This is a genomic window from Enterobacter sp. RHBSTW-00994 (assembly GCF_013782625.1).
Classification (GTDB): Bacteria; Pseudomonadota; Gammaproteobacteria; order Enterobacterales; family Enterobacteriaceae; genus Enterobacter.
The window spans coordinates 3,978,764-4,003,322 of sequence record NZ_CP056199.1 but is presented as its reverse complement, the minus strand read 5'-3'; the positions used below and the strand labels follow the sequence as shown (position 1 = coordinate 4,003,322).

Below are 24,559 nucleotides of genomic sequence, written 5' to 3'. Positions count from 1 at the left end.
AGAAACTGGGCACTGATATCTGCGGCCAGCACGACCAGAAATCTACCGGAACCCCGGAAAGCAAAAAACCAGCCCGTAGGCTGGTTTCTTTAAATTAGTGGTGCCCGGACTCGGAATCGAACCAAGGACACGGGGATTTTCAATCCCTGTGACAAAATGTTAAATTCCATAGAAGAATGATCGGTATTTGTTGAATCGCATCCTGATTAATTTTCAGGTGCTAAAATGCATTTACAATCAATCGATTATCCAACGTTGGGCGTTAAGCCTCGTATTATACCTGTTGTTTCCACTAAGGGCGGCGAGGGTAAGTCTACTCAGTCAGCTAATCTTGCAGGATTTCTGGCCGATGCAGGCATCAAAACACTTCTGATTGATGGCGATCATGCTCAGCCAACGGCCAGCAGTATATTCCCGCTTGAATACGAAGCCCCTGGTGGTTTGTACGAACTGTTGATGCAGACAGTTGATCTATCCGATCCCGATAATCTGATCTCCCGTACGTCAATCAATAATCTGGACATTATCGTTTCCAACGATCCTCGTAATTTTCTCCCTACTGCAATGCTGAATGCGCCTGATGGGCGAGTTCGTCTCCGAAATGCTCTTTCACATCCCCTTTTTAATTCATATGGCGTGATTATTGTCGATTCACAAGGCTCGCGGTCAGTGATGTCTGAGTTAATCATCCTTGCTTCCACCGGAACCATGGTGGGTATTGCCAAACCAATTCTTCCTGATGTCAGGGAGTTCATGCGCGGTACAGTCGCGCTGATGGAAGAATTGCTGCCTTATTGTGCGTTTGGCATTCAGCTTCCGGTCACAAAATTGCTTATCAACTGTATGGAATACGACAATCTGTCTGTTGAGACCCTCGCTGAAGTCAAAGCGATCGTTGAAGATAAACGCTACAGCGCCCATGCAGACAAAATTCATATCGACCTGCTGGAGACATGTATCTATGACCTGACTGTCTATGTTCTTGGGCATGTTAAGGGCGTACCGGTACATCGTCTTGAAAAAAATACCCGACGTAAAAGCGACTCAGCGTTTACGTCAATGTATCAATTGGCTTGTGAACTTTTCCCAGAGTGGAAAACGAATTTTGATGCGTTAGCTAATGCGGGGGGCGAGGAATGACCTCTAACAACCGCAGAAATGTTTCGGGGCTGTTTTCTCAGGATGCTGAGCAGAGCGTCATTGGTGGCCTGATGCTGGATAACGACTGCTGGGATGAAGTGGCGCTCCGTCTCGATACCGATGATTTTTATTTCAAGGTTCACCAGGTCATCTTTCATGAAATGGCGCGTCTGGTTGCAGCAGGGCGTCCGATTGACCTGATCACACTTGCTGAGAGCATTGAAAACCGTGGTAAGGATGCGCTTGAGCAACTTGGCGGATTCGCCTATCTGGCAGAACTTTCAAAAAATACTCCAAGTGCGGCCAATATCGTCGCTTACTGTGACATTGTTGCCAGATACAGCCAGGGGCGACAGTTGGTCGCCATTGGTGCTGAGATAACCGAAACTGTTAAGGCATCCGGTGCTGATATCGGGGCGGTGATGGAAACCGCAGAGCAAAAAATTACCCGGCTGGCAGAACGTTCAGAACCACAGCAGGCCGTGACGCTGCTTGACGGCATGGAAAAACTCCTTACAGAGCTGGAACGTCGTTGCAATGTGCCTGATGGTATTACTGGTACGCCTACGGGATTTGAAGATTTTGATGCCATGACCAGCGGGCTGCAGGCAGCTGATCTGATACTTATAGCAGCAAGGCCTTCAATGGGGAAAACTGCCTTTCTGATCAGCCTGATTTTGAATTCACTTCTGAAAAAAGCCGATACACATGCGCAGTTTTACAGCCTTGAGCAGCCCACCGAGCAGATCCTCATGCGTATGGTCGCTTCACTTGGCAGTGTAGATTTAACACATTTAAAAAATGGCCAGATGGATGATGAGGACTGGGCGCGTGTTTCAAACGCGTCTTCACTATTGATGGGTGACCTTAAAGACCGCCTCATCATAGATGACACAGGCTCATTGACCCCCGCCATGCTCAGAATTCGCGCCCGTCGTAACGCCCGCCGTTATGGTCACCCTTCAGTCATCGGTCTTGATTACCTGCAACTGATGCGTTGTCCGGATCAGGAGAACCGCACACAGGAAATTGCTGAAATCTCGCGGTCACTCAAAGCGCTGGCGAAAGAAATGGGTTGTCCGGTTGTTGCCCTTTCGCAGTTGAATCGTCAACTAGAGAGTCGTGCTGATAAACGGCCTAACAATGGCGATCTTCGTGATTCCGGTGCACTGGAACAGGATGCTGACGTAATTGTCTTTATCTATCGTGATGAGGTCTATCACGAAAACACTGAAGACAAGGGGGTTGCTGAAATTATTGTCAGCAAACAGCGTCAGGGACCAATTGGTACCATCCGACTGCAATACGAAGGCCGATATACGCGTTTCTCTGCTAACCCTGGTCAGACCGGGAGGTTTGCATGAGCAATGCCCGTGGTCTCAACCTTGGCGACGCCATGTTGCAGCGAGGAAAATCACCAGCTCAGGCTGCTGATAATAATACTCCCCCTGTAACACAGCCAGTAAACGAAATGGCAATGGTTCTTACCCTTGACCAGCTTCGCCCCAATCCGGATAACCCGCGCAAAGGGCGCAACCCTCGTTTTGAGGAAATCAAAGCTTCCGTCCGTGCTCGAGGATTGGATTCGATTCCAAAAGTAACCCGCGATCCGGATGGTGATGATGTTTATATCTTTAGTGACGGAGGAAATACCCGGTATCAGATCCTCTGCGAACTCTGGCAGGAGACTGGTGATGAACGTTTTTATCGCGTTCATACAATCTTTAAACCCTGGCCTGGACGTCTAAAATGTCTGGTTGGTCATCTGGCTGAGAATGAGGTCAGGGGAGATCTTACCTATATAGAAAAGGCATTTGGTGTTCATAAAGCGCGCGTAATTTATGAAGAGCAACTGGGTCGAAGTGTGACTTTGCGAGAGCTTTCGGATCTGTTGGGTAAGGAAGGTTATCCTATTGATTACTCCAGCGTAAGCCGAATGGAAGATACGCTTAATTACCTGTATCCACATATGCCCCAGTTGCTTGAAAGTGGTATGAGTCGTGGTCAGGCAACACCACTCCTGAGCCTTCGTTCTTCTGCTATGAAGGTCTGGAAATCTTTCAGCGGTGACGTAAACCCAGAATGTTCTCTTGATGATGTGTTTGGTGCAGTTTGCCGGTGTTTTGATGAACCTGAAAGCTATGCCCTTGATATTTTCAGGGATGAGTTTATCGGTCAACTGGTTAAGGCTCTTCCCCATCCAAGCCTGAATTATGACCGCTGGTTAATTGAACTTGATCCTCGTGAGCAAAAACGCCGGGAACAGTTTGGCGAGCCACCTCCACTGCCAGCACCTACACCTGCGTCTGAACAGTCAGGTGGGCGGGAGCGCACAACACCACCAGTTACGACCCTGCCTGCAGATAAATCATCCCAGCCCCCTGTTACTGGTCTGCGTAGCGGTACGCTGACCACGCCAGGGCGTCCGGAAGCTGTACCAGAACTTCAGGACAATACTGCACTTCCCGGCGGTATGTCTGTTGGAAGTGAGACGCGTCGTGAAGTACAGAATGACCTGTTTGGCGGAAATCCTGTGGTTACCGGTCAGACAGAGAATCCTGATAGCGCCGGAGAATGGCAATTTAAGTCAGATGTTAATTCCAGCGCCCTCATTTCTGCTTTTGGCGAACAGGATGAGTCCTCCATCTCTTCAGTTAGCTCAGTGGCCTTCGCGGCAACCGGGCTGGAGCCGGTCAATGATATCTGGCACATCCCTGCATTACAGGACGACATCGAGCACCTGCAGGATATGACTTATCGGCTTACTTTCGAAATTGCTGAAGCGATGGGCTGCGCGGACTGTGTTCGGGAGGATAAAGACCATCATTCAGCTGGTTTCTCCATTTCAGAGAACGCCAGCGAGTTTACTCTTTTCCTCGCCGGGCTATCAGGTTCACTGCCTAACAAACAGTTCAATATGTTCATGTTCTGCCTAAATTTTTTTGGCTCTCAGGAACCTGCAGATACTGCCGTTTTCGATGATGTCACTGTTGTAAAAACAATGCGTCTTATTCGTGTAATACGTCGTCTGCGTGAGCTGCAGCGTCTGGCTGCGAAGGGAGGAGAAAATGTCTGAAGACCTGAATGATGAAATGGCTCAGGCCAGTACCGCTATTTTCACCCAACGCGGTATCGATGCTATCAGGGCAAAAGTGCACTCATTACGCCCGTCAAAAGAGATTTGCGAATGCTGCGGCGCGGACATTCCCGCAGCCCGCCAGCTGGCAGTACCGGGCGTGGAGTTGTGTGCTGCTTGTCAGGATGTGAAGGAGAAGCAGGATGTTCACCGTGCTGCCGGCAGCAGGGGGCTACACCATGTCTGAAAACACAAAAGTGATTGCACGTATCCGGCGACTGATGGCGCTGGGTACCCGGAACAGTAATCCACACGAGGCGGCCCGTGCAGTGGCGCTGGCTCAACGGCTGATGCAGCGTCATGGCCTGACCCCTGACATGCTTTCTCTTCATGATATCCAGGAGTCCGTTTGCCAGAACCTGACCAGTAATGCTGAAAAAGTGCCAGCCTGGCTAAGTTCTCTTGCAACGGTGGTTTGCATGGCTACGGGCTGCCGCTGCTGGTTTGGCTGGCATGTCCACACAAGTTGCAGTGGTGTAAAAAGCGTCCGCCGATCTCTGCACTTTTATGGTTTCAGCGGGAGAGCCGAAGTTGCGCTCTATATCTATACCGTTTTACAGCGGCAACTTCGTGCAGACACTGACGGTCAGATTGCCGGATACCGGAAGCGCCGTATTCTTAAGAACACGCTCCGTCGCCGAGCCGATCAGTTTCGTGAAGGGTGGGTATCTGGCGTCTGGCAGGTACTGCAGTCATTTGCGCCTTCAGAATGTGAGAATTCCATGCTTCAGCGCTGGCTTGCCCAGCGTCACACCGGCGACACCCTGGGGACTGTAAGCGTCAGGGCAGCTGGTAAATGCCGTGGCGACAGAGCAGCACGCGTAGCGGGCTGGCTCGCAGGGCGGGATACCGAAGTTCATCAAGGCCTGACTGGTGCGCAGGCTCAACAGCAGATTACGGCGGGAGGCTGTACACATGAGTGACATTTTTTTATGGAGTGCCTGCCTGTCGGGCTGGCTTTTTGATGTTCTGCTTGTTGCCGATCAGATGATATCAGGAGGGGGCCTATGAGCCAGCACAATCTTTCACAGGCCACCACGGCCATCCTTTCTTCACTGCTGATGGATGTCAAAAACGGCAATATCCGCCGCTGTGAGTCGCTGGGAATGTCTCTCGAGGAGATACGCGCACTGAGTCAGCTAAGCCTTGATGAGCTGCACTATTTGAGCCAGTCACACGTTTCTGTGCTTGATGTTAGCCTGAATCACGAAAATTTTTGGCTGATGCTCAACCAGGCACGTAATGAGCAGAAACGAATGCTGATGATAGACCGGGCGCTTGAGCTTGGCGGTTCAATGGAACTGATTGATAAATACTTCGGCCTGTCTCCATCAGAGGTTAGTGCACGGCGTCGTCTGATGGGGATAGAGTCTCGCCAGGGCCGCACACAGTCTCTGACGGAGCCACAGGATTCGGCACTATGGATCGAGTGGAAGGCTGCCGGGCTATCATCCCCGGACTCTCATCAGGCTCTGGAAGCGATGATGCTTGCCGCTGAGCAGCATGGCCTGTCACTGACCGCAGTCTGGAGCAGGGTCTGCCAGTGGTGCAGGGAGACAACGCCAACCCGCAAGAGTGAATCACAACAGCGCAAGGAAGCATGATGCAGATGACCGACTTTTCTTCACGTCAGCACGTTTCCCCCTCGGTTCGTCGCAGGGCGCAACGGCTGTTCAGCGCAGTATGCTGCGGTGAGAAGGTGTTCCGTCGGTTGACGATGAACGGCTATCTCAAGATAGATGTTGGGCCGTTCTGGCGCATCCTCAGTAAGGATGGAGGTAAACACTGGTGGCTGATGGATCATGAGACCTATAACCGTGAAATACGGCGGTAACGGAATGCCGCTGCTGACCGTACAGTGCCGGGTTCGTCCCGGCATTGTGCTGTCTCAGGTTGAAGAGGAGAGCAGAAAATGACCATTCCGGCAGACAGCATAGTTGCTCATACACTGTCCAGGATGCAGCGTAGTCTCGAACGGCGTACAGACACTGGTGATGTCGGTCAGGAGCGCAGCGGGCTTCTTTTTATGGGAAATGTACATGATGCGTTTCCCCGGCAGCTGTTTCTGGATACCCGCCTTTCGCCACTGGATAAAACCGCCTGGGTGATGATCCGGTTGTATGCACAGCAGAATGAAGGTGCTGTTTTCCCGACTTATGATGAGCTCCAGGTTCAGCTGGCGTCGGCACATTCAGAGAAGGCCTCCAGAGATACGGTCAGCCGCGTTCTGCTGATGCTGCGTCTTACAGGCTGGCTCAGCCTGTGTAAGCGTGTTCGCGACGACCATGGTCGTGTGCGGGGCAATATCTATGCACAGCATGATGAGCCGCTGGGCTACCGTGATGCTGAGACTTTTGATCCAGGCTGGCTGACCCTTGTTGAAGAGAGTTGCCTGAGCAGGAATAAAGCCGTCCGTATGACGGCGCTGGCTGTAGTCAATGATATCCTTCATGATCCGGGAATGCGCCACCGTCACAGCCGCCTGGCCATTATTGAGAGCCGGCTAAGTGCACCTGCCACACCAGAACAAATGGCTCGTCAGCGACAGGCTGTGCAACCGAGTCCGAAATCAGGACTCAGTAAAAAACGCATAAAAAACAGCCCGAATTCACTGAGTCCGGAAAACGGACTCAGTTCCCTTAAACCTGATAATTCACAGAGTCCGGAAAATGGACTCAGTAAAAAATCAAGGACTTACACCGGAGTCCGAAATTCGGACTGTAACGTACGTTCTTTCACACACAGTGTGAATAAAAAAACGTACGTACCGTGTGGTGAGCAATTCCTGCCAGATGATTTTCTGAACGCTCTGAACAGTGAAGACAGGCAGATGCTGAGTACGCAGATGGCTTCGCTTCCGGAGACAATGGCAAAGGCCCTTGCTGATATGCTGCGTGAGCAACAGGCCCTTGGAAGGCTCAACAATCCGGTGGGCTGGATGTTCTCTATGCTTCGCAAGGCGCGAAGTGGTGAGCTGAAAATTTCAGAGGATACGGCGACTGCCAGTTCTGGTGGAACAATTTCCCGCCCGGTTGAATCACGTACTGTACCCACAGCCAACATCCCTGTTCAACCTGCGAAACGCCCGTCTCAGGGGCAGGTAAGGGCGATGATTGCGGCTATTCGGCAACAGGTCCAGAAATGATTATGGCATCAAATATCTTTTCTGATTAAAAAGTGAGCTTGTTGCGGGGCGCAACAAGTATAAAAAATAATCAACTCTGATGTGTAGTGGTTAATGTTTCGCGGGATGGTTTCACAGCTGATTAAAAAGTGAGCTTGTTGCGGGGCGCAACAAGTACAAAAAATAATCAATTCTGATGTGTAGTGGTTAATGTTTCGCGGGATGGTTTTACTACTGGTTAAATAATGACCTTGTTGCGGGGCGCAACAAGTACAAAAAAGAATCAGGTTTCGAGGTGTTGTGGTTGGGGTCTTGCGGGAAAGTATTGTTGCTGGTTAAAAAACGAGCTTGCTGCGGGGCGCAGCAAGTACAAATTTTAACCAACTTACAATTTCGTTCTTGGAATTATGAGTTTCGCGTTGTTGGAGATACCGGTGTTTCAGGACTATGCCTGCTCATCTTAACTGAGCACAGGTGACAACGATGGCAGAAAAAAATGAGAAAAGAACTGGTGCGCTGCAGTCTGAAATGACGATCGCACTGCATACGAATTACGCAATCGGGCTATGGCAAGGGCGTCAGCCTGAAAAACAGGACGGTGAAAAGCCTGCAAGGCATGGAATTATCGGTATGCCTCAGTTTTTCCACCGTGCGACTCTGATTAACCAGGATTCCCTGCGAAATAATCCATGGGCTGATGTTGCTATGTTTAACCTGGAAGAAAAGATCAAGGTTGCATCAGATTCTATGACTGCTTTGATACAGCAACTTGATGCTGAAATGTCCATGCTGCCGCCAGGTATTACATTGACAGAAGTTGCATCTGTTGAGCCACTCGATATCCAGGTATTTACACGAACCCCTCTGGGTTACAGGTGTGTATTTCTGTTAGTAGGTTTCGATCAGTTTGCGAAAAAGGCACTACAGGCATCGCATTATGGATTAATTACACGTTCTCGCCGTGATCATCATCTTAGCGAAGGCGGCAGATTAATTCGTCAGGTCTATGGCTCTGTTTTATCTTATCGCCGTATCGATGCTACCCGGTTTGATGCTGTGGAAAACAACGAAACATGGAAACAAGCCTGCGAGGTGGCGGGAGAGCCAGATTTGTCTGTTCTTCTTGGTGAAAAACGTTCAGCTTTCTCACCGCCGGTTAATGAATCGAGCGTTAACCTGCTTCGTATGCGATATCGGGCTGCCTGACCGGGGAACCACCATGCGGTTGTTTATCTGCGAAAAGCCCTCACAGGGGCGAGATCTTGCGAATGTTTTGGGTGCCACCCGACGTGGCGACGGTTTTCTAACTGGCCCTGGCGTCACTGTTACCTGGGCAGTAGGGCATTTGCTGGAGACCGCACCGCCTGAAGCATACGGTCAACAGTATGGCAAACCATGGTCGCTCTCTGCTCTGCCGATCCTGCCTTCCCCATGGCAGGTAGTGGTAAAAAAGGAGACGCAGTCTCAGTTCAAGGTTATTGAGCGGCTGCTGCGCCAGGTCGATGATGTGGTTATCTCCACTGATGCGGACCGGGAAGGAGAAGTAATTGCCCGTGAATTGCTGGAATACTGCCGCTGGGACGGTCCTGTACAGCGGCTTTGGCTTTCTGCCCTTGATGAAATGAGCATCCGTGCAGCTCTCCAGGATCTGCGCCCGGGTGCCGAAACTCTTGGAATGTATCATGCGGGACTTGGTCGCGCTCGTGCCGACTGGCTCATTGGAATGAATCTGTCCCGTTTGTATACATTGCTTGCGGTACAGTCAGGATTCGACGGTGTGATTTCTGTCGGGCGGGTGCAGACTCCCACCCTGGCACTGGTTGTCCGACGTGATCGGGAGATAGCGACATTCATCCCTAAACCTTTCTGGCAGGTTAAGGCGCTTCTGAGTGCGGGAGGAAAAACTTTTCCGGCGCAATGGGTACCAGCTAAGGTTTATACCGACGAAGAAAAACGCTGTGTACACCAAAACATTGCGCAGCAGGTAGCGCATCTTTGCCGGCAGGCTGGCGCAGCGACAGTAACAGAATGTGAGACGAAGCGTGAAAAAGCGTCTGCGCCGCTGGCTTTTTCGCTCGGCACTTTACAACAGGCCTGTGGCCTGCTCTGGGATATGTCCCCCCAGCAGGTGCTTGATACTGCGCAGAGCCTCTATGAGAAACACAAGGCAACCACTTATCCACGAACTGATTGTGGATACCTTCCTGAGTCTATGCGTGAGGAAATCCCCTCGGTTCTTTCCGCTATTGGCCTGTCTGATCCAGAGTGTAGTTCTATTCTTTCAGGTTTAAACACTTCGTTTGTTTCACGGATATGGAACGACAAAAAAATCACAGCTCACCATGGCATTATCCCTACCCGAAACGCGTTTAAGTTTTCTGCGTTAAGTGAGGCAGAGCGAAGGGTATACACCCTTATCCGCCGAAATTATCTGGCACAATTTCTTCCCCTGCACGAATCTGATATTACTCGTCTGCAGTTTGACATTGGCGGGCAACTGTTCCGCACAACAGGAAGGACGGAGATTGTAATGGGCTGGAAGGTCCTTTTCAGTAAGGAGGAAGAGGATAGTGCAGGGGATGATGATCTCAGTATTGAACTTCCTCCTCTCAGGAAGGGTGACCGTTGCGGAGTAATCGGTGCAGAGGTCGTGCAGCAAATGACTCGTCCGCCGGCTCACTATACTTTCGCAACACTCATCGGCGCTATGATGAACGCGTCAGCGTTTGTTACCGATATTGCTCTTCGTAAGGTACTGAAGGACAACGCCGGACTAGGCACGGAAGCCACCCGTGCAGGTATCGTTGAGCAACTGCTGAACCGCAGATTTATTGTGCGCAAAGGTAAGCAGCTTCGCGCGACTGATCTTGGTGCTGATGTCATTGATGCTCTGCCCTCGCAGTTAACCGACCCGGGAATGACTGCACTTTGGGAACAGGCTCTGGATGAAGTAGCAGAAGGACGCCTTACCCTGAATGATTTTTTGCAGCGACAGGTCGGATGGACCCGTAACCTTGTCAGCTTGGGGGGGCAGCAGCGGGTAAGCATTAGAATACCACCCACACCATCGTGCCCTTTATGTGGGGGGAAAACTCGCCTAAAAAAAGGACAGAAAGGAGAGTTTTGGGGGTGTATTCGTTATCCTGATTGCAAAGGGATCATAAACAACGACACCCAGAAACGTAAAAGCGCGCGTAGCTCTAAGGCTGTAAAACCAAAGAATAATTAATTCCTTGTCACTCATTGCGGGGACAGGATGCCTTTGCTATTGTTGCGACGGCTCTGAAGCCGCACCCCGTGACTGCGGGTCCTGTGAGCATCAAATGCAGTGCTTGCTGGATACAGTCTTGTTGGCCGCGTCCACACCTGAACGTGAGTCAAAAAGGCACAAAACTCCGTGAAACCGTGCCGGGTCCTGAACACACCCCCGGAGCAACTGCGTAAGCAGGTCAACATCAGGTCTAATGGTGCAGACCTCACAGGCGGTGCCGAAAGGTGCCGCTTTTTTTATTTTTTGGCATTGATGATTTTTTACGCACACTGGCGTTGACATCTGCTGCGTCTGAATAAATGATAAAGAGGCTAATCGTTGTCATCGACAACTGCCAATGCCCTGGTGATTTGAGAAGGGCGCCTTCGGGTAATCACATGCCAATGCCACATAAAACCTGAGAGTGGCGCCTTCGGGTGGTAAACCTGTTTAACCTCTGAGAACAGGTACTCCTGGCGAGTTGAGGTCCATTTCACAAATACAGCCCAGTCGGCAAAAATTTGCTGACTTCCCTGCGGGAAACGTTATCCCGCAAGGGATAGATGTTTCTCCGCTACCAGTTTAGTTTTCACTCTGGAGATAACATCATGACTGCTACTACAACTGCATCTTCTTCCACCACCTCTTCCTCTGCCAGCCAGAAAAAAGAGTATTTCAATCTTAACGTAAGCGGTATCGGCTACCTGAGCTCGATTCGTCGTGTACAGGGCCAAAACGGTGAATTTACCTGCGCTGTCATTAATGCCCTGACTGGACCTACCGACAATGCGTCATACACTCGTTTCGATGTCACTGTTGCGGGCCCAGAGGCTACAAAACTCATCAACCGCTGCCAGAAGGCCGTGGATGAAGAGGAGAAAGTATTGCTGGGGTTTGTGCTGAGCGGCCTGAAAGCTGACGTGTTTACCCTTCAGTCGGGTGAACATTCCGGTGAATCCAGACCTTCTCTGAAGGCTCGCCTGATTAAGGTCGAGTTCATTAAGAAAGGCCAGGAAGTCGTTTACACAGCGCCAAATGCATCTCAAACCCCGGAACAAGGTTCTGCGGCTCCTAAAGACTACGATCCGAACTCGTTTTAATTCTTTTTTCTTACATCCGGTAAATCTCTTTCGGGAGATTTACCTCTCTCGATAACGTAACGGAGCTCTCGCATGGGAAATCCATTCGGTTTACTGGCTTCAGAAGCTGGATATCAATTACAGATCCAGGTTCTGTCCAGTCAGCGCGGTTTTTATATCGGAACCGCGAACGAAATGGGACCCGTGTCCCGTGAATCAGTCGAATACTACAAAACCAGTCTGCAGGCCGATATTGCTCTTGAAAAAGGGGAATGGACGCAGCGTGAATATGATTAGGTACAGGAGATTACATCATGGCAAGTCGCGGAATTAACAAAGTTATTCTCGTTGGCCATCTCGGTCAGGACCCCGAAGTACGTTATATGCCCAATAGCACAGCTGTTACAGGGTTCAGTATTGCAACGTCGGAGTCATGGCGTGATAAACAAAGCGGTGAAATGAAGGAAAACACTGAGTGGCATCGCGTTGTGTTGTTTGGCAAACTCGCCGAAATAGCCGGTGAATATCTGAAAAAAGGTTCACAGGTATACATTGAAGGCCATCTGCGGACCCGCAAATGGACTGATAACGGCGGGGTTGAACGCTGGACAACAGAAGTTGTGGTTGGCGTGAACGGTACGATGCAGATGCTGGGTAGTCGTAATGCTCCAGCAGGTACCGGTAATGCTCAGCAGCTTGGGCAAGCTCAAGGTGGTTGGGGGCAGCCTCAGCAGCCTCAGCCTCAGCAGTCAGCTGCGCCACACAATCCTGCTAATGAACCTCCGATGGATTTTGATGATGACATACCGTTTCTGGGGCATGGTTATGGGATCTGCCGAAAAGCGATCTACGCCATTTCCTGATTGGATTTTACAGAGGCGCCAGTTTGACTGGCGCTTTTTTATTCAAGATAATCTTGGCAGGAGCGGGGTACTTTTTTAATGCCAGTTATACTGAGAATTAACGGATTCAAATTTTTCTTTTACTCGAACGAGGGAAATCCTCTAGAACCCGCTCATATTCATGTCCGTAACGCTGATGGTGAAGCGAAATTCTGGCTTGAAGATGAAGTTAAACTGAGCAGGAACGATGGCTTCGATGCCCGGACTCTTAAAGAGTTGACTAAGATGGTTCAACATAACCAGACGATGTTTGTGGAGGCCTGGAATGACTATTTCAGCTAAAAATGTACGATTTGATGAGACCACCATGTGGGTCGAATTAAACGATGGCAGGGTGATGGGCGTACCAATCGCCTGGTTTCCTCGTCTGCTGAATGCCACAGACAAAGAACGTAATGACTATGAACTGAGTAAACGTGGTATTCACTGGGATAATCTCGATGAGGATATCTCAGTCGATGGCTTGCTCGCTGGCCGTGGTGACGTGACCCATGTTCCACATCGCGTAGCCTGATAATCACAAAGTTGCAGACTAAGGCGCCGGATTTTCCGGCGCTTTTCTTTTAAAAGTATTGCCAATTGGCTGGATTAATCGGCCTCGTGTAGCTCCTTTCCCTGTGTCCGAAAACGGTGAAAGCCCTTGGAACTGGTTATCCTGGTCTTTCGCGGTTGCCCCACCGAGGAAATTTTCTTCAGTTCGCAGTAATAGTTTTGCATTGTCCGAAAAGGCATCCCCGCCAGAATATCCGACTTGTTTCGGACAACTCCTGGGGATTCCTGATGGTAAAAATAAACCTGCAGACACGTTATCGGCTTGGGGCCATCACGCTATGTCTGCTTGCCGCTGGCTGCACAGACTTTAGTTCTCGCTCTGAACCCATAAGTAGGCTTCAGGGTTCTCCCCGTGTTCAGGATCTTTATCAAAACCGTTCCCCTGAAGTTGTTCGTTACGATCGTTACACACTTGCCAGTACGCGACCTGTAGATGCTCAGCGTGACCCACTGAATCAGATTATCGATATCAGGATGCCTTTGCAGATGGTGAATACCATTGGGGAAGGTATGCGATACGTGATGCTTGAATCAGGTTATTCACTGTGTTCAGGCGAACCGGGTGTATTCTCTGAATTGTTCGTTAAACCATTACCGGCTGTGCAGCGTTCAATAGGACCTGTGAAGCTTGGAGATGCTTTACAAATCCTGGCCGGGCCTGCCTGGCGTATGCGCGTAGATGACCTGAATCGAGAAATTTGTTTTGTTCTGCGTGATGAATATCGACATCTTGCCCTCTCAACAACAGGTCCCTTGCAGGCGAGTGTAGCAAGTCATGGAACAGGGAAATCTGCTTCTACAGGCACACTACTTAACGGTTCTAAGGGAATTTCTGGTACTGGAAATAATAGCTATCCGTTGCCTCCGGCTCGGCCAGAAAGTTCCATTTTGTCACCAGGGACACCAAAAGTTACCTCTCAAGCTGTTTCCCCTTTATCTGTTGCAACGACAGCAAAAACACCTCGTAACCCGTTCTCTGCCAGCGAGCCTGGGGAAAAATCTACGGTTCCGGTGCAGAAAACACAGGCAGGTCCCGCAGCTAAGTTAACATCTGGCAAGGTAAAACCATCAACAGAGTTGGCTCCTGCGCCTGCGCCGTCAGCATTGTCAGTTGCGTCAACACCTCTGAATAAAGCTGCTCTTGGTGTGCCTTTAACTCCATCTGGTGCAGTGAAACCAGGTGGAACGGTTCAGAACAGTAATCCACCTTCCACTGTCATCTCTCCTACTGCTCCGGTCAGCGGAAAAACTGTTTTCACTCCGGGAGCAATGCTTTCCTCGTTACCAGACGGACAGGCCTGGACCGCGCAGGCAGGCACTACGTTAAAAGAGACTCTGATCCAATGGGCTACATCGGTTCGCTGTGAGAGTGGCAGTAGTCCTACCTGGGTAGTTATCTGGCCAACTCCTGTGAACTACCGCATCGATGTACCATTTACGCTGCGCGGTAATTTCGAGTCGGTTATCGTGCAGCTGTTTAGGTTATATCGCCCTGCAGAAAAACCCCTCTATGCAGCACCAAATCGTCTTCAGTGCCTGGTATTCGTGGACGATAAGTCGATTCAGGACGGGAAATGATATGGGATATGCGCTGCCAGTTTTCGCGCTTTGTCTTGTCATCATCTTGATAGCCGGTGATGCACAGCACCACTCATCAGAGCATGTACGGCTTGCGCTGCAGCAGACTCAGCCTGAACAGCTTGCAGCAGACATGCTTCGGACTGCTGATGTCGTAAATAACTGGCGTCACGGGCGGTCCATAACAGATGGCCCCGTATCAACCGCACTGACTGGAATGGTGCCGTTACCAGACAGTCGCATCAAAAGCATTATTCAAAACGGTCGCCTGTGGATCTGGGTACCTGAAACAGACGGTGTTTATGCCGCGTTGCGCGCCCGCTCAGTGACTTCTGCGCTTGCCCTGACCGTAAGCGGCGGTCGTCTGCGGATGGCGGATGGCACTGATATGAACCTGTCTCTGCCGTCTGGTGTGTCGGAAGGCAGCATTGTTTATCTTAACTAACAGAATCAGGGAGCTGCGGATGCCGCGTATACCTTTCTGCCTGACAGTACTTACCGCTGCGTTTGTGCTGTCATCATGTTCGCTGAATGAAATCAGCAAAATAGACAAGGAAGCCGTTGGGCAGGCCGATACGGCTCAGCGAGTGTTGCAGAGTCGTCAGTCCATATCACAACCATCTGTTGTCTGGATGGATAAGCCCTGGGTAAACCTGCAGCCAGTCACGCCGGTGGTCTCCACTCCGGACGAAAAGAATCTGCCTCCCTGTCAGATAACGATTAATCGTCCTGACGGCATTTCACTGCCTGAGCTGGGACAGCGCATCACTGCGCTATGTGGTATACGAGTCTCCATCACACCAGATGCATTTGCTGCGCTGAGCAACGTGAGTACCGGCAGCGTGGTAACTTCTCAGATGAGTGGTCAACTGCCGGCGCCGGATGACAATGGTCGGGTTCCCCTGGCACAGATGGGGGCTACGTCAGCTCAGCCCGTCTCCGTTCAGCCATCACCGGCGCTCATGCGTGGCCTTAAATTCCAGGGAGATGTTCGTGATCTGCTCGATGTCGAAGCCAGCGGGTACGGGCTGTCATGGCGCAGTGACGGAAACGGAGTTTATTTTTATCGACAGGATACCCGCACTTTTCAGCTCGTTATCCTGAATACGAAAGTAAACAGTAGCGCATCAATTAACTCCGGCTCTGGCAATCAGCTGGGCAGCGGTGGCGGCACATCGGGGGGGACGAGCGGAGACATTAGCTCTAATCAGAAGACCGATTATGGCATGAACAGCGACCTGTACGACGACATTCGTAAAACCATCGAGCAGATGCTGACGCCAAAATCTGGTCGTTTCTGGCTTTCAGCAGCTACTGGCACGTTGAGTGTTACTGACACACCGGACGTTCTGGAGCGTATTGGTCGTTACATTGAGTATCAGAATAAGGTTCTAAGCAGGCAGGTCCAGCTCAACATACAGATTGTCAGCGTCAACCAGACGCGTAATGAGCAACTGGGTCTTGACTGGGGGCTAGTATACAAATCCCTGCACAATTTTGGCGCCACTCTGACCGGTTCAATGGCCAATGCTTCGACTTCAGCAGGCAGTGCCGGCATTTCGATTCTCGACACGGCAACAGGCAATGCCGCCAAATTTTCCGGCTCCAGCCTGCTGATTAAAGCGCTTTCCGAGCAGGGCAACGTCAGCATGGCGCTGAACCAGACCGACCCAACAGCAAATTTGACGCCGGTAGCTTATCAGCTCTCAAACCAACAGGGCGTTCTGACAAGTTCCAGTTCAACTGCAACAGCTAACGTCGGGGTTACTTCCTCACAGACCGTAACCACAATAACCACCGGTTTGTTCATGACCATGCTGCCGTTCATCCAGGAAAACGGTGACGTGCAACTGCAGTTCGCTTTTAGCTATACCAGTCCACCGCAGATAGAGAAATTTATCAGTAGGGACGGGAATACCCGTAACGATATACCGAATACCTCGACACAGGGGCTGGCACGTAAAGTTAACCTGCGCTCAGGCCAGACACTGGTATTAACCGGATCTGAGCAACAGAACCTTTCTGCAAACAAGCAGGGAACATTCACACCCGACAACTTTATCCTGGGCGGTGGCCAGAACGGTACGCGCGGTCGTAACACGCTCGTGATTATGATCACCCCTGTTCTGCTGAGGTAATCCATGTCATCAAAGAAAAAATCTTCACTCCGTAGCGGCATTCGTGTCACCCACCACCGTCGCGACTGGATGGCAGGACTTCATTGGGAGCAGCAGCGGAGCGCACTGTTAACGCGATTCCGGGGAAAAGCCTCACCTGACACGCATGTAGTAGTTGCCGGCAGGCGTAACGCATCAATGATGGGGGTCGTTTCCCCCGGGCGTGTGCGACGGAGCCCTTACTCTCTTGCAGTAGCATTCCTGCTGTCTGAAGGGGGAAATACATGGGGGATATACCGTCTCAGCCGCAACGAAGATCTCTGGGTTTTCTTTGCAGCCAGCGGTGGGCAGCTTTCTGTCATGGGTGATGTGACCGGTTCACGCGCGAAGATAGAATCAGCAGCAGAAAACTTCCTGCGTTTTAACGATGCTGATACACCGGGTCTGCGCTGTGCTGCAACCGCAGATGATAATTGTGATGCAACCTCGCTCACTGACAGGCTGAACCGTTCTCAACTGAAGCGTTGCCGCCTGGGTAAGCGCCTGACGACGATGTCGCTCATTATGCCTGCTGCGCTTATTACACTCGTGGCAGCAGCAGGAATTTACTGGTACGACGACGTTCAGCAAAAAGCGGAACAGGCTGCTGCAATGGCAGAGTTTCGCGCCCGAATGGCGATGTCTGCTGATAAGCCAGCTGCGCCAGCCCGAGCGCCGCATCCGTGGGCCTCTCAGCCACCAGTTTCGCTTTTACTTGGTAATTGCTGGCTGACACGCGAACCACTTTTCGCCTCGGTGGCTGGCTGGCGCTTTACGGACGGTGAATGTGTCCCTGAAGGCCTGCGCTTGCGTTACCTCGCCACACCTGGTGCGACGGTGGAGGATTTCTCCCACCGCGCAAGGGTGCTTCTTGGGCATTCTGCTGTTTTCAACCTTCAGGAGGGAGGTAAAAACGGCGACGTATTCATTCCCTTCCGGAAATACAGCGTGAGTGAGTATACCGACGAGGCCTTGCCTGGCGCGGATGCCCAACTGATGCGTTTCATTTCGCACCTGCAGCGCCGCAACCTGGAAGTCAAGTTCAGTGAAGTGAAACCGCCAGCGGTCGCGCCAGGACAAGAGAAAGCCATGCCCGTACAGGACTGGCGCGAATTCACTTTCACTGTCAGCTCTCGTTTGCAGCCTGAACGTCTGCTGCAGGATTTTGATGCGACCGGGCTCCGCCTGAACAGCGTGTCAATCACTATGAGCCCGCAGGGGCAGTTCGACTACACCATGAAGGGGAGCATTTATGCGCAGAATTAATCCCGCGGGAACGGGCCTGCTGCTGTCCGCTCTGTTCTGTGGGCAGGCAGTGGCAACCGTAACCAGTGATGCGCTTCCGCCGAACGTTACGCTTGGCGAACTCGAAGCAGCTCAGGCGCGCAACCTCATTCTGGAGCAGAAAGTGCAGACGGCGCGTCTGGAGCAGCAGCTACGCGAAAGCCAGTCCGGACAGAGTACTGACAGGAATTATCTGTCTACTGCCGCCCAGCCTGCCATGCCGCTTATGGCGCAGCCAGCTCCTACACAACAGACTGCCAGTGCTGCCAGTGAAAAGCGGACCGGTGGTGTGCGCCTTCAGGAGATTTACGGTCGCGGCTCGCAGTTGCGTGCACGCATTGTTCTGCCGGATGGCGGAGTCACAGAAGTAGCAAAAGGCGATCAGCTTCCCGGAACCTCAAAGCGGGTCACGGAGGTTACGTCCACGATCGTACGCCTCAGCGACAATTCTGAACTTTCATTCTGAGGTGATGATGTCTCCTGATAAAGAAATCATGGATTTTGTCTTTGCCGAGCAGCATCCATCCGGTGGGGTTACGCTACTCATCGACGGCAACCGGCGAAAAGACCCTGGCATACAACGCTGGGTTATGGATGTCACCCGTACATGGTCTGACGCAAAAACTGAGTTTGTTACTCTCAGCGAACTGAACCGGCGGCGTGAAGTGGCAGAACGTCAGGGCCGAGGGCTTAACCAGGGCGTGAGCGAGGCGGATCTAAGTAACCGTGACGTCAGTGTGTCGCAGGATAAGGTCATCAGCTATATGAGGCTGGGTAACGACTTTAATGCTTCTGATATACATATGGAAATCAGCGGTGACCGCAAGATTTGCATCGTTCAGCTGCGAATTCACGGCGAGCTGGAGGTGGTGGATGAAGTGAAAGATGTGGAGGGTATGACGCTGGCCTCCACATCTTATCTTTCCATGTGCGACGTGCGCGAGCAGTCATTCTTTGCCGGTCGTGAGCAGTCAGGGCGCATCGATGCAAAGTTCGCCCGCCGCGCCGGCCTTTATGGCGCGCGCTACGAACACCGTCCTACTCCGGATGGGCTGATAGTGGTCATGCGTCTGATCCCGGATGACGGGGACAACATACCGACGCTACCGCAACTGGGTTTTCTGCCGGAGCAGATTAAGCTCATCATGCAGATCCTGCGTATGCCGGAAGGCATGACGCTGCTGACCGGGCCTACTGGTTCAGGGAAGAGCGCCACGCTGCGCGTGTTCAGTGATATCTGGCTAAAACTGACCGGCGGTAAAAAGCGCCTGCTCACGCTGGAAAACCCGCCCGAAGGGCGTATTCCGGGTGGTATTCAGACCCCTGTTATGCCGGATGACAATTCACCGGAGGCCATCAGCCGCGCCTGGAGTAACGGAAACGCCTCTGCACTTCGTCTCGATCCGGATGCCATCCTGAACGGTGAGATCCGTGACCTGTATTCCCTTCTCGCCGCCATTTTCGCCAGTGAAACCGGCCACCTGGTGCTGTCGACCCTGCACACCCAGAGCCCTATCGGTTCCCTGCGTCGTATGGAGCATTTCGGTATTGATCGCCACCTTCTGGCGGATGCTGCACTCATCACCGGCCTGATTGGCCAGCGTCTGGTGCCGCTGTTGTGTGAACACTGCCGGGTACCGTGGGAAGTCAAAGCCCCTGAGCTTGATGAAGAAACCCGCGCGCGTCTCGAAAAATATTGTTCTGTCGCTGGCCTGTGTGAACCGAAAAATCTCTTCTTCCGCAACTATGAGGGATGTGAACACTGCCGGAAAACGGTACCACTGACCGGACGCATTATCAGTCGTGGCGTTACTGGGCGAACGGCAATTGCCGAAGTTGTCCGGACAGATGCTCGCCTGATGCAACTATGGCTTTCACATGGGCCTTCAGTTGCCAGACAGTACTGGGTAAACCAGGGGGGTATTACTCGCCGCATGCATCTGTTGCGTTATCTGGCAGAGGGTCTCGTTGATCCGCTGGAAGGCGATCTCATCTGTCCGCTGGATGAGGATGACATCATGGATTGTGAGGTGCCTGATGGAAAGTGACAGCCATTTTTATCCATCCCGGGAAATGTCGATCCCTGAAAGGATTCGCTACCGGCTTGTCAGGGCCACTTTTACCGGAAAATACCGCCAGCCCTTTTACGAAACGCTGCGCTTTCTTCTTGAAAACCGTAAGGCCCTGAAAGACGCGCTGACCATGATCGGCGATGTACATACTGATTTTGGCAGGCGCTGGCATCCTTATTATGAACTTGTTCAGGACTGCATCGAGGGTGTGAACGACAACCGTCCTGGCCGCGCGCTGCAGGATGTTCTGGCTGCCTGGGCACCTTATGAAGAGGCCGCGCTTATCAGCGCCGGGATGGAAACCGGTAATATTCCTGCCGCGCTGATGCAGGCTGATAAGTTGATTGTTGCCCGTAGGCGAATTCTTGGGCAGGTCATTTTTGCCTCTGTATTTCCTGCCGCGCTTGCCATCCTGAGTACGGGGCTACTTCTGGCCAACAATCTCGCACTTGTTCCCACCATGAGCAAAATGTCCGATCCAGCTCGCTGGACCGGTGCACTCGGGTTTATGAATGGAGTAGCGAAGTGGAGTTCCGAGTGGGGTGTTGCTTCTGCCGCTACAGCCGCAGGGCTTGTGCTGCTGTCTTTCTGGTCGCTGCCCCGCTGGCGCGGCCGTCTCAGGCGCTGTGCTGACTGGTTACTACCATGGTCTGTTTATAAAGACCTGCAGGGAGCTGTATTCCTTATGAATATTGGCGCGCTTCTTGGTTCGGGTGTCCAGGAACTCAAAGCTTTGCAGATCCTTAACGGTTTTGCACCGCCCTGGCTGCAGGAACGCATCGAGGCCGCGATGGAGTGCATGAGTGAAGGCGATTCACTTGGCAGAGCTCTGCGTAACAGCGGATATGATTTTCCGAGCCGTGAGGCTGTGAACTATCTCTCTCTTCTGGATAAGGGGGATGGTGCTGCTTCGCTCATCACCAATTATGCGGACCGCTGGCTGGAACAGGCGCTCGCGCGCGTCGCGCGTCGGGCGAATGCCACCAAACTCTTTTCTCTCGTTCTGATTATGAGTTTCTTCTTACTCATCCTGATGATGGTGATGCAGATTCAGGACATGAACACTTTCAACTTACATTAAGGAACCGCCATGTCAGCTCAGACATTACCACATCGCCAACATCAGCCTGACCGGGGCTGGGGCATTCTTGAACACGGTACCATTGCGATCGGGACGATTATCGTACTGGCTCTGGTTGGTGCTCTGGTCTGGAGTCTTTGGGGGAAAAAGTCCGTTGCCGTTGAGGTTTCAAATCTCCAGACCGTCGTGACAAACGCGCAGCAGCTTAAGCAGGCGCAGGGGGGATATAACTTTACGAGCGGTACAACTATGACGGGAACGCTTATCCAGCAGGGGGGCGCACCAAAGGCTGGCTGGACTATCCAGGGAACAGCCAGTTCCGGTACCGCTACGATGTGGAACGGTTATGGTGGTCAGGTCGTTCTGGCACCTGTGGCATCGAATGGATTTAACAATGGATTTTCAGTTACATCGCAGAAAGTTCCGCAGGCAGACTGCATCTCTATCACTACTCAACTCGGTTCCGGTGGAGCATTCAGTGCTATCACCATTAATAGTACCGATTACAGTGACGGTCTGGTCAGTGCAGAAGAGGCAGGCAAATCCTGCTCATCAGACAGCGGAATGACAGGTAACAATACACTGGTCTTCACCCATAACGGCTGATGACATGCTGCGCCTGTCCGCCTTTCTGCTGCTGATTTTGGTTTGCCCACGGGTGGATGCATTCTGCTTTGAATCGGCGGGCGCTAAATACCACATTGACCCGCTACTGGTTAAGGCAATAGCCATAGGTGAAAGCAGCCTGCGACCGGGTGTCACAAATATTAATCGTGACAAAAAGACCGGGCAGGCACTCAGTACCGATTATGGACTGATGCAGGTCAATTCATCGCATATCCCTTCGCTGATAGCGCAGGGTTACATTCGCAGCTCACAGGACCTCCTGAACCGTCCGTGTCTCAACGTTCAGATTGGGACATGGATACTGGCGAAACATTTTCAGGTATGCGGCATAAGCTGGAACTGTCTTGGCTCTTATAACGCAGGTTTTCGTAAGGACCGGCATGAAACTCGCGAGTCCTACGCCAACCGGATTTATGCCATTTATCGTCGGCTTTTACTTAATGAACGGGGAATAAAACTGTGACACTGCTGACGCTGAGTATGCCCTGGCCAACTGTCATTATCATTTTTCCTCTATGCCTCAGCTTATTCAGTTTTATGAGGAGCCTGGTTCGTCTCAGCCTGATGATATTGGATGATGATCAGGAATGGTCCGCTGCTTTTTTGGCACCTGCATCCACCGGCTTCATCTGGCTTTATGCAATAGCGGCAACAGGCATGATGCTGTCCCCTGTGCCGCTACTGGAGCGACTGATGTCTCTGTTGTTCTGCCTGTTTCTTTTCAGGATGACGCTTACAGATGCGCTCACAGGATTTCTGCCCCGGGAATTGACAATAAGATGCCTTATTGCCGGTCTTGTTTCCGCTCTTATCGCTCCCGGCTTTACAGGGCACCTCCTGACAGCTACCACTGCGCTGGTGATTTTTGGTGTCTGGCGTTACGTCACCTTTAGGATTCATGCCCGTGAGTGTCTGGGGCTGGGCGATGTCTGGTTGGCCGGTGCTATTGCGGCCTGGTTGGGAGGGCGAGAGGGGCTTTATGCTCTGCTGATCGGCGTGGTGCTCTTTGTGCTCTGGCAGATATCTGTTCGTCGCATAACTGAAGGAGGGCCGATGGGACCCTGGCTGTGCGCCGGCGCGATTTCTGTGACCCTGTTTAAATTGTATCAACCGCTTATTACATGGTGATGCCTGTGTTCACATATAAAACGACTGACCGGGGCTGGGCTATCCTCAGCACTGGTGCTTCATTGATTATTCTCCTTGTTGTCAGCGTCTGGGGCTTTACGCTTATCAGTGACTGGATGCAAAAAAGGACCTGGCTGAATACTGCGTCACAGGTTTCTCGCTTTACACAGGCTGTGAAGAGCTACACGGGCCGTTATTACGATACTTTGCTTTCAACTGCCACCACCACGATCCCGGTTACGGTTACTCCCACTATGCTGAAAAACACCGGATTTCTGGAGCAGGGGTTCAGCGAGACGACCGTAGACGGACAGGCTTACCTGGCTGCAGTTGTTCGTAATGCCACCAATACAGATCAACTGCAGGCGCTGGTTTACACACAAAACGGTGCGGCACTGCCTTTTCTCGCACTGCGCCAGATATCAATGGATATCACCTCGGGTATGGGCGGCTATATCTGGACGTCGGGAACTGCTACCGGTGCCATGGGCAGCTGGACTCTACCTCTTTCTCAGTTTGGGATAAGCACAACTCAGGGGCATATTGCGGCTTTACTGACCACAGATGAACTGGACGCTGCTCGCGGTGAAAATGATCGTCTTTATCGTTTTTCGGTAACCGGCAAGCCAGACCTCAACACGATGCATACCAGCATTGATATGGGAGGTAACAATCTTAATAACACAGGCACGATTAATGCCGTAACGGGTAATTTCAGTGGCAATGTGGCGGCCACCGGAAATATAACTGCGAATGGAACTGTTACAGGACAGAATGTTACTGCCGGTTCAAACGTCACCGCAGGAAATACAATAACGGCTAACAACGACATACGTTCAAATAATGGCTGGTTTATAACTCGAGGGAGTAAGGGATGGTTAAATGAAACGTATGGCGGCGGTTTTTATATGTCAGATAATGACTGGGTACGAGTCATAAATAATAAGAATATTTATACAAGCGGTCAGGTTCGAGGCGGAAGTGTGCGGGCTGATGGAAGACTTTCTACAGGAGAAGTTTTGCAGCTCGACGGAGTCAATACTGCTGGCGCAGTTTGTTCACCAAACGGCCTTGTAAGCCGTGACGCCACTGGAGCCATACTTTCCTGTCAATCCGGTGTGTGGCGTAGCTCCTCTGGTTCAACAGTTTATCCAGGGTACATTGACTACGGTACGCACGTTGAAATGTACGGGACTGTATATGGTATTGGCGATGATAGCTGTGTTAATTCGGGGTTCCCCGTTAGTGTTAACCTGGTATTATCTCTAACCGGGAGTGTTGTTGATCTTAGTTCACTGTCTAATGCAGGGGTAAGTTCTGCTTACTTTACTGTTATCAATCAAAGCCAGTTTCGGGTCTGCGTAAAAAACAAAGATGCCAGTCGCAGTAACAACGTAAGTTGGCGTGCAATCGGGATAAGATGATTTGGCCAGTCCTGCCACTGGCATAA

General features: G+C 51.6%; 26 protein-coding genes. All 26 read left to right on the top strand.

Annotated elements, in window-relative coordinates; all coding sequences use genetic code 11:
• Positions 1-225: 225 nt before the first annotated feature.
• The 26 genes from HV346_RS19140 (at position 226) to pilV (ending at position 24,533) form a co-directional block, all read left to right on the top strand.
• Positions 226-1,140, top strand: coding sequence for a ParA family protein (locus tag HV346_RS19140; protein ID WP_058799666.1), 915 nt, complete (start codon positions 226-228; stop codon positions 1,138-1,140).
• A complete protein-coding gene (gene dnaB-PI, locus HV346_RS19135; protein ID WP_058799665.1) occupies positions 1,137-2,504 on the top strand; it encodes an SPI-7-type island replicative DNA helicase in 1,368 nt (455 codons plus the stop codon). Before HV346_RS19140 ends, dnaB-PI begins: the two co-directional genes overlap by 4 nt.
• Entirely contained in the window at positions 2,501-4,216 is a 1,716-nt protein-coding gene (locus HV346_RS19130) for a ParB family protein (RefSeq protein ID WP_058799663.1), read from the top strand. The genes dnaB-PI and HV346_RS19130 overlap by 4 nt, the downstream gene beginning before the upstream one ends.
• Positions 4,209-4,463, top strand: a complete 255-nt coding sequence (locus HV346_RS19125) for a TraR/DksA C4-type zinc finger protein (protein WP_058799662.1) — start codon at positions 4,209-4,211, stop codon at positions 4,461-4,463. Before HV346_RS19130 ends, HV346_RS19125 begins: the two co-directional genes overlap by 8 nt.
• Positions 4,456-5,199, top strand: coding sequence for a DUF2786 domain-containing protein (locus HV346_RS19120; RefSeq protein ID WP_058799660.1), 744 nt, complete (start codon positions 4,456-4,458; stop codon positions 5,197-5,199). Before HV346_RS19125 ends, HV346_RS19120 begins: the two co-directional genes overlap by 8 nt.
• An 84-nt stretch (positions 5,200-5,283) precedes the next feature.
• Positions 5,284-5,880, top strand: coding sequence for a DUF2857 domain-containing protein (locus tag HV346_RS19115; RefSeq protein WP_038161978.1), 597 nt, complete (start codon positions 5,284-5,286; stop codon positions 5,878-5,880).
• Positions 5,880-6,110 carry a hypothetical protein gene (locus HV346_RS19110; RefSeq protein ID WP_058799658.1) on the top strand — a complete coding sequence of 77 codons (231 nt, stop codon included), beginning with the start codon at positions 5,880-5,882 and terminating at the stop codon, positions 6,108-6,110. Before HV346_RS19115 ends, HV346_RS19110 begins: the two co-directional genes overlap by 1 nt.
• A gap of 78 nt (positions 6,111-6,188) precedes the next feature.
• The gene (locus HV346_RS19105) at positions 6,189-7,421 is read left to right on the top strand and encodes an STY4528 family pathogenicity island replication protein (protein WP_076734837.1); all 1,233 of its coding nucleotides are present in this window, start codon (positions 6,189-6,191) and stop codon (positions 7,419-7,421) included.
• Between the two features lie 462 nt (positions 7,422-7,883).
• Complete coding sequence (locus HV346_RS19100; RefSeq protein WP_000818555.1) at positions 7,884-8,606, top strand: PFL_4669 family integrating conjugative element protein; 723 nt, start codon at positions 7,884-7,886, stop codon at positions 8,604-8,606.
• Between the two features lie 13 nt (positions 8,607-8,619).
• A complete protein-coding gene (locus HV346_RS19095) occupies positions 8,620-10,629 on the top strand; it encodes a DNA topoisomerase III (RefSeq protein WP_058799653.1) in 2,010 nt (669 codons plus the stop codon).
• 629 nt (positions 10,630-11,258) lie between these two features.
• On the top strand, positions 11,259-11,750 hold the full coding sequence (locus HV346_RS19090; protein WP_032676551.1) for an STY4534 family ICE replication protein: 492 nt from the start codon (positions 11,259-11,261) through the stop codon (positions 11,748-11,750).
• Between the two features lie 72 nt (positions 11,751-11,822).
• Positions 11,823-12,026, top strand: coding sequence for a hypothetical protein (locus HV346_RS19085; protein ID WP_032676552.1), 204 nt, complete (start codon positions 11,823-11,825; stop codon positions 12,024-12,026).
• A 17-nt stretch (positions 12,027-12,043) separates the two neighbouring features.
• Positions 12,044-12,592 carry a single-stranded DNA-binding protein gene (locus HV346_RS19080; RefSeq protein WP_076734835.1) on the top strand — a complete coding sequence of 183 codons (549 nt, stop codon included), beginning with the start codon at positions 12,044-12,046 and terminating at the stop codon, positions 12,590-12,592.
• A gap of 78 nt (positions 12,593-12,670) precedes the next feature.
• Positions 12,671-12,913, top strand: a complete 243-nt coding sequence (locus tag HV346_RS19075; protein ID WP_001144085.1) for a DUF4160 domain-containing protein — start codon at positions 12,671-12,673, stop codon at positions 12,911-12,913.
• A complete protein-coding gene (locus HV346_RS19070; RefSeq protein ID WP_000155614.1) occupies positions 12,897-13,145 on the top strand; it encodes a DUF2442 domain-containing protein in 249 nt (82 codons plus the stop codon). Before HV346_RS19075 ends, HV346_RS19070 begins: the two co-directional genes overlap by 17 nt.
• A gap of 266 nt (positions 13,146-13,411) precedes the next feature.
• Positions 13,412-14,761, top strand: coding sequence for a TcpQ domain-containing protein (locus tag HV346_RS19065; RefSeq protein ID WP_181620756.1), 1,350 nt, complete (start codon positions 13,412-13,414; stop codon positions 14,759-14,761).
• A gap of 1 nt (position 14,762) precedes the next feature.
• Positions 14,763-15,206: a type IV pilus biogenesis protein PilM gene (gene pilM / locus HV346_RS19060; RefSeq protein ID WP_058799647.1), complete on the top strand. Its 444-nt coding sequence runs from the start codon at positions 14,763-14,765 to the stop codon at positions 15,204-15,206.
• Positions 15,207-15,225: 19 nt separating this feature from the next.
• On the top strand, positions 15,226-16,899 hold the full coding sequence (locus HV346_RS19055) for a PilN family type IVB pilus formation outer membrane protein (RefSeq protein ID WP_058799645.1): 1,674 nt from the start codon (positions 15,226-15,228) through the stop codon (positions 16,897-16,899).
• Between the two features lie 3 nt (positions 16,900-16,902).
• A complete protein-coding gene (gene pilO2, locus HV346_RS19050) occupies positions 16,903-18,183 on the top strand; it encodes a type 4b pilus protein PilO2 (protein ID WP_072210498.1) in 1,281 nt (426 codons plus the stop codon).
• Positions 18,170-18,667, top strand: coding sequence for a type IV pilus biogenesis protein PilP (pilP, locus tag HV346_RS19045; RefSeq protein ID WP_058799642.1), 498 nt, complete (start codon positions 18,170-18,172; stop codon positions 18,665-18,667). Before pilO2 ends, pilP begins: the two co-directional genes overlap by 14 nt.
• 7 nt (positions 18,668-18,674) lie before the next feature.
• The gene (locus tag HV346_RS19040) at positions 18,675-20,249 is read left to right on the top strand and encodes an ATPase, T2SS/T4P/T4SS family (protein WP_064373767.1); all 1,575 of its coding nucleotides are present in this window, start codon (positions 18,675-18,677) and stop codon (positions 20,247-20,249) included.
• The gene (locus HV346_RS19035; protein WP_064373770.1) at positions 20,239-21,354 is read left to right on the top strand and encodes a type II secretion system F family protein; all 1,116 of its coding nucleotides are present in this window, start codon (positions 20,239-20,241) and stop codon (positions 21,352-21,354) included. Before HV346_RS19040 ends, HV346_RS19035 begins: the two co-directional genes overlap by 11 nt.
• A gap of 9 nt (positions 21,355-21,363) precedes the next feature.
• Positions 21,364-21,960: a type 4 pilus major pilin gene (locus tag HV346_RS19030; RefSeq protein ID WP_058799638.1), complete on the top strand. Its 597-nt coding sequence runs from the start codon at positions 21,364-21,366 to the stop codon at positions 21,958-21,960.
• Between the two features lie 4 nt (positions 21,961-21,964).
• The gene (locus tag HV346_RS19025) at positions 21,965-22,444 is read left to right on the top strand and encodes a lytic transglycosylase domain-containing protein (protein ID WP_076734831.1); all 480 of its coding nucleotides are present in this window, start codon (positions 21,965-21,967) and stop codon (positions 22,442-22,444) included.
• The gene (locus HV346_RS19020; RefSeq protein WP_058799636.1) at positions 22,441-23,109 is read left to right on the top strand and encodes an A24 family peptidase; all 669 of its coding nucleotides are present in this window, start codon (positions 22,441-22,443) and stop codon (positions 23,107-23,109) included. Before HV346_RS19025 ends, HV346_RS19020 begins: the two co-directional genes overlap by 4 nt.
• Complete coding sequence (gene pilV / locus HV346_RS19015; RefSeq protein ID WP_249415108.1) at positions 23,109-24,533, top strand: shufflon system plasmid conjugative transfer pilus tip adhesin PilV; 1,425 nt, start codon at positions 23,109-23,111, stop codon at positions 24,531-24,533. The genes HV346_RS19020 and pilV overlap by 1 nt, the downstream gene beginning before the upstream one ends.
• Positions 24,534-24,559 lie beyond the last annotated feature (26 nt).

Excerpts from the sequence above, each read along its gene's own strand:
- HV346_RS19140 (WP_058799666.1), top strand. The coding sequence starts at position 226 with ATGCATTTACAATCAATCGATTATCCAACGTTGGGCGTTAAGCCTCGT.
- dnaB-PI (WP_058799665.1), top strand. The coding sequence starts at position 1,137 with ATGACCTCTAACAACCGCAGAAATGTTTCGGGGCTGTTTTCTCAGGAT.
- HV346_RS19130 (WP_058799663.1), top strand. The coding sequence starts at position 2,501 with ATGAGCAATGCCCGTGGTCTCAACCTTGGCGACGCCATGTTGCAGCGA.
- HV346_RS19125 (WP_058799662.1), top strand. The coding sequence starts at position 4,209 with ATGTCTGAAGACCTGAATGATGAAATGGCTCAGGCCAGTACCGCTATT.
- HV346_RS19120 (WP_058799660.1), top strand. The coding sequence starts at position 4,456 with ATGTCTGAAAACACAAAAGTGATTGCACGTATCCGGCGACTGATGGCG.
- HV346_RS19115 (WP_038161978.1), top strand. The coding sequence starts at position 5,284 with ATGAGCCAGCACAATCTTTCACAGGCCACCACGGCCATCCTTTCTTCA.
- HV346_RS19110 (WP_058799658.1), top strand. The coding sequence starts at position 5,880 with ATGCAGATGACCGACTTTTCTTCACGTCAGCACGTTTCCCCCTCGGTT.
- HV346_RS19105 (WP_076734837.1), top strand. The coding sequence starts at position 6,189 with ATGACCATTCCGGCAGACAGCATAGTTGCTCATACACTGTCCAGGATG.
- HV346_RS19100 (WP_000818555.1), top strand. The coding sequence starts at position 7,884 with ATGGCAGAAAAAAATGAGAAAAGAACTGGTGCGCTGCAGTCTGAAATG.
- HV346_RS19095 (WP_058799653.1), top strand. The coding sequence starts at position 8,620 with ATGCGGTTGTTTATCTGCGAAAAGCCCTCACAGGGGCGAGATCTTGCG.
- HV346_RS19090 (WP_032676551.1), top strand. The coding sequence starts at position 11,259 with ATGACTGCTACTACAACTGCATCTTCTTCCACCACCTCTTCCTCTGCC.
- HV346_RS19085 (WP_032676552.1), top strand. The coding sequence starts at position 11,823 with ATGGGAAATCCATTCGGTTTACTGGCTTCAGAAGCTGGATATCAATTA.
- HV346_RS19080 (WP_076734835.1), top strand. The coding sequence starts at position 12,044 with ATGGCAAGTCGCGGAATTAACAAAGTTATTCTCGTTGGCCATCTCGGT.
- HV346_RS19075 (WP_001144085.1), top strand. The coding sequence starts at position 12,671 with ATGCCAGTTATACTGAGAATTAACGGATTCAAATTTTTCTTTTACTCG.
- HV346_RS19070 (WP_000155614.1), top strand. The coding sequence starts at position 12,897 with ATGACTATTTCAGCTAAAAATGTACGATTTGATGAGACCACCATGTGG.
- HV346_RS19065 (WP_181620756.1), top strand. The coding sequence starts at position 13,412 with ATGGTAAAAATAAACCTGCAGACACGTTATCGGCTTGGGGCCATCACG.
- pilM (WP_058799647.1), top strand. The coding sequence starts at position 14,763 with ATGGGATATGCGCTGCCAGTTTTCGCGCTTTGTCTTGTCATCATCTTG.
- HV346_RS19055 (WP_058799645.1), top strand. The coding sequence starts at position 15,226 with ATGCCGCGTATACCTTTCTGCCTGACAGTACTTACCGCTGCGTTTGTG.
- pilO2 (WP_072210498.1), top strand. The coding sequence starts at position 16,903 with ATGTCATCAAAGAAAAAATCTTCACTCCGTAGCGGCATTCGTGTCACC.
- pilP (WP_058799642.1), top strand. The coding sequence starts at position 18,170 with ATGCGCAGAATTAATCCCGCGGGAACGGGCCTGCTGCTGTCCGCTCTG.
- HV346_RS19040 (WP_064373767.1), top strand. The coding sequence starts at position 18,675 with ATGTCTCCTGATAAAGAAATCATGGATTTTGTCTTTGCCGAGCAGCAT.
- HV346_RS19035 (WP_064373770.1), top strand. The coding sequence starts at position 20,239 with ATGGAAAGTGACAGCCATTTTTATCCATCCCGGGAAATGTCGATCCCT.
- HV346_RS19030 (WP_058799638.1), top strand. The coding sequence starts at position 21,364 with ATGTCAGCTCAGACATTACCACATCGCCAACATCAGCCTGACCGGGGC.
- HV346_RS19025 (WP_076734831.1), top strand. The coding sequence starts at position 21,965 with ATGCTGCGCCTGTCCGCCTTTCTGCTGCTGATTTTGGTTTGCCCACGG.
- pilV (WP_249415108.1), top strand. The coding sequence starts at position 23,109 with ATGCCTGTGTTCACATATAAAACGACTGACCGGGGCTGGGCTATCCTC.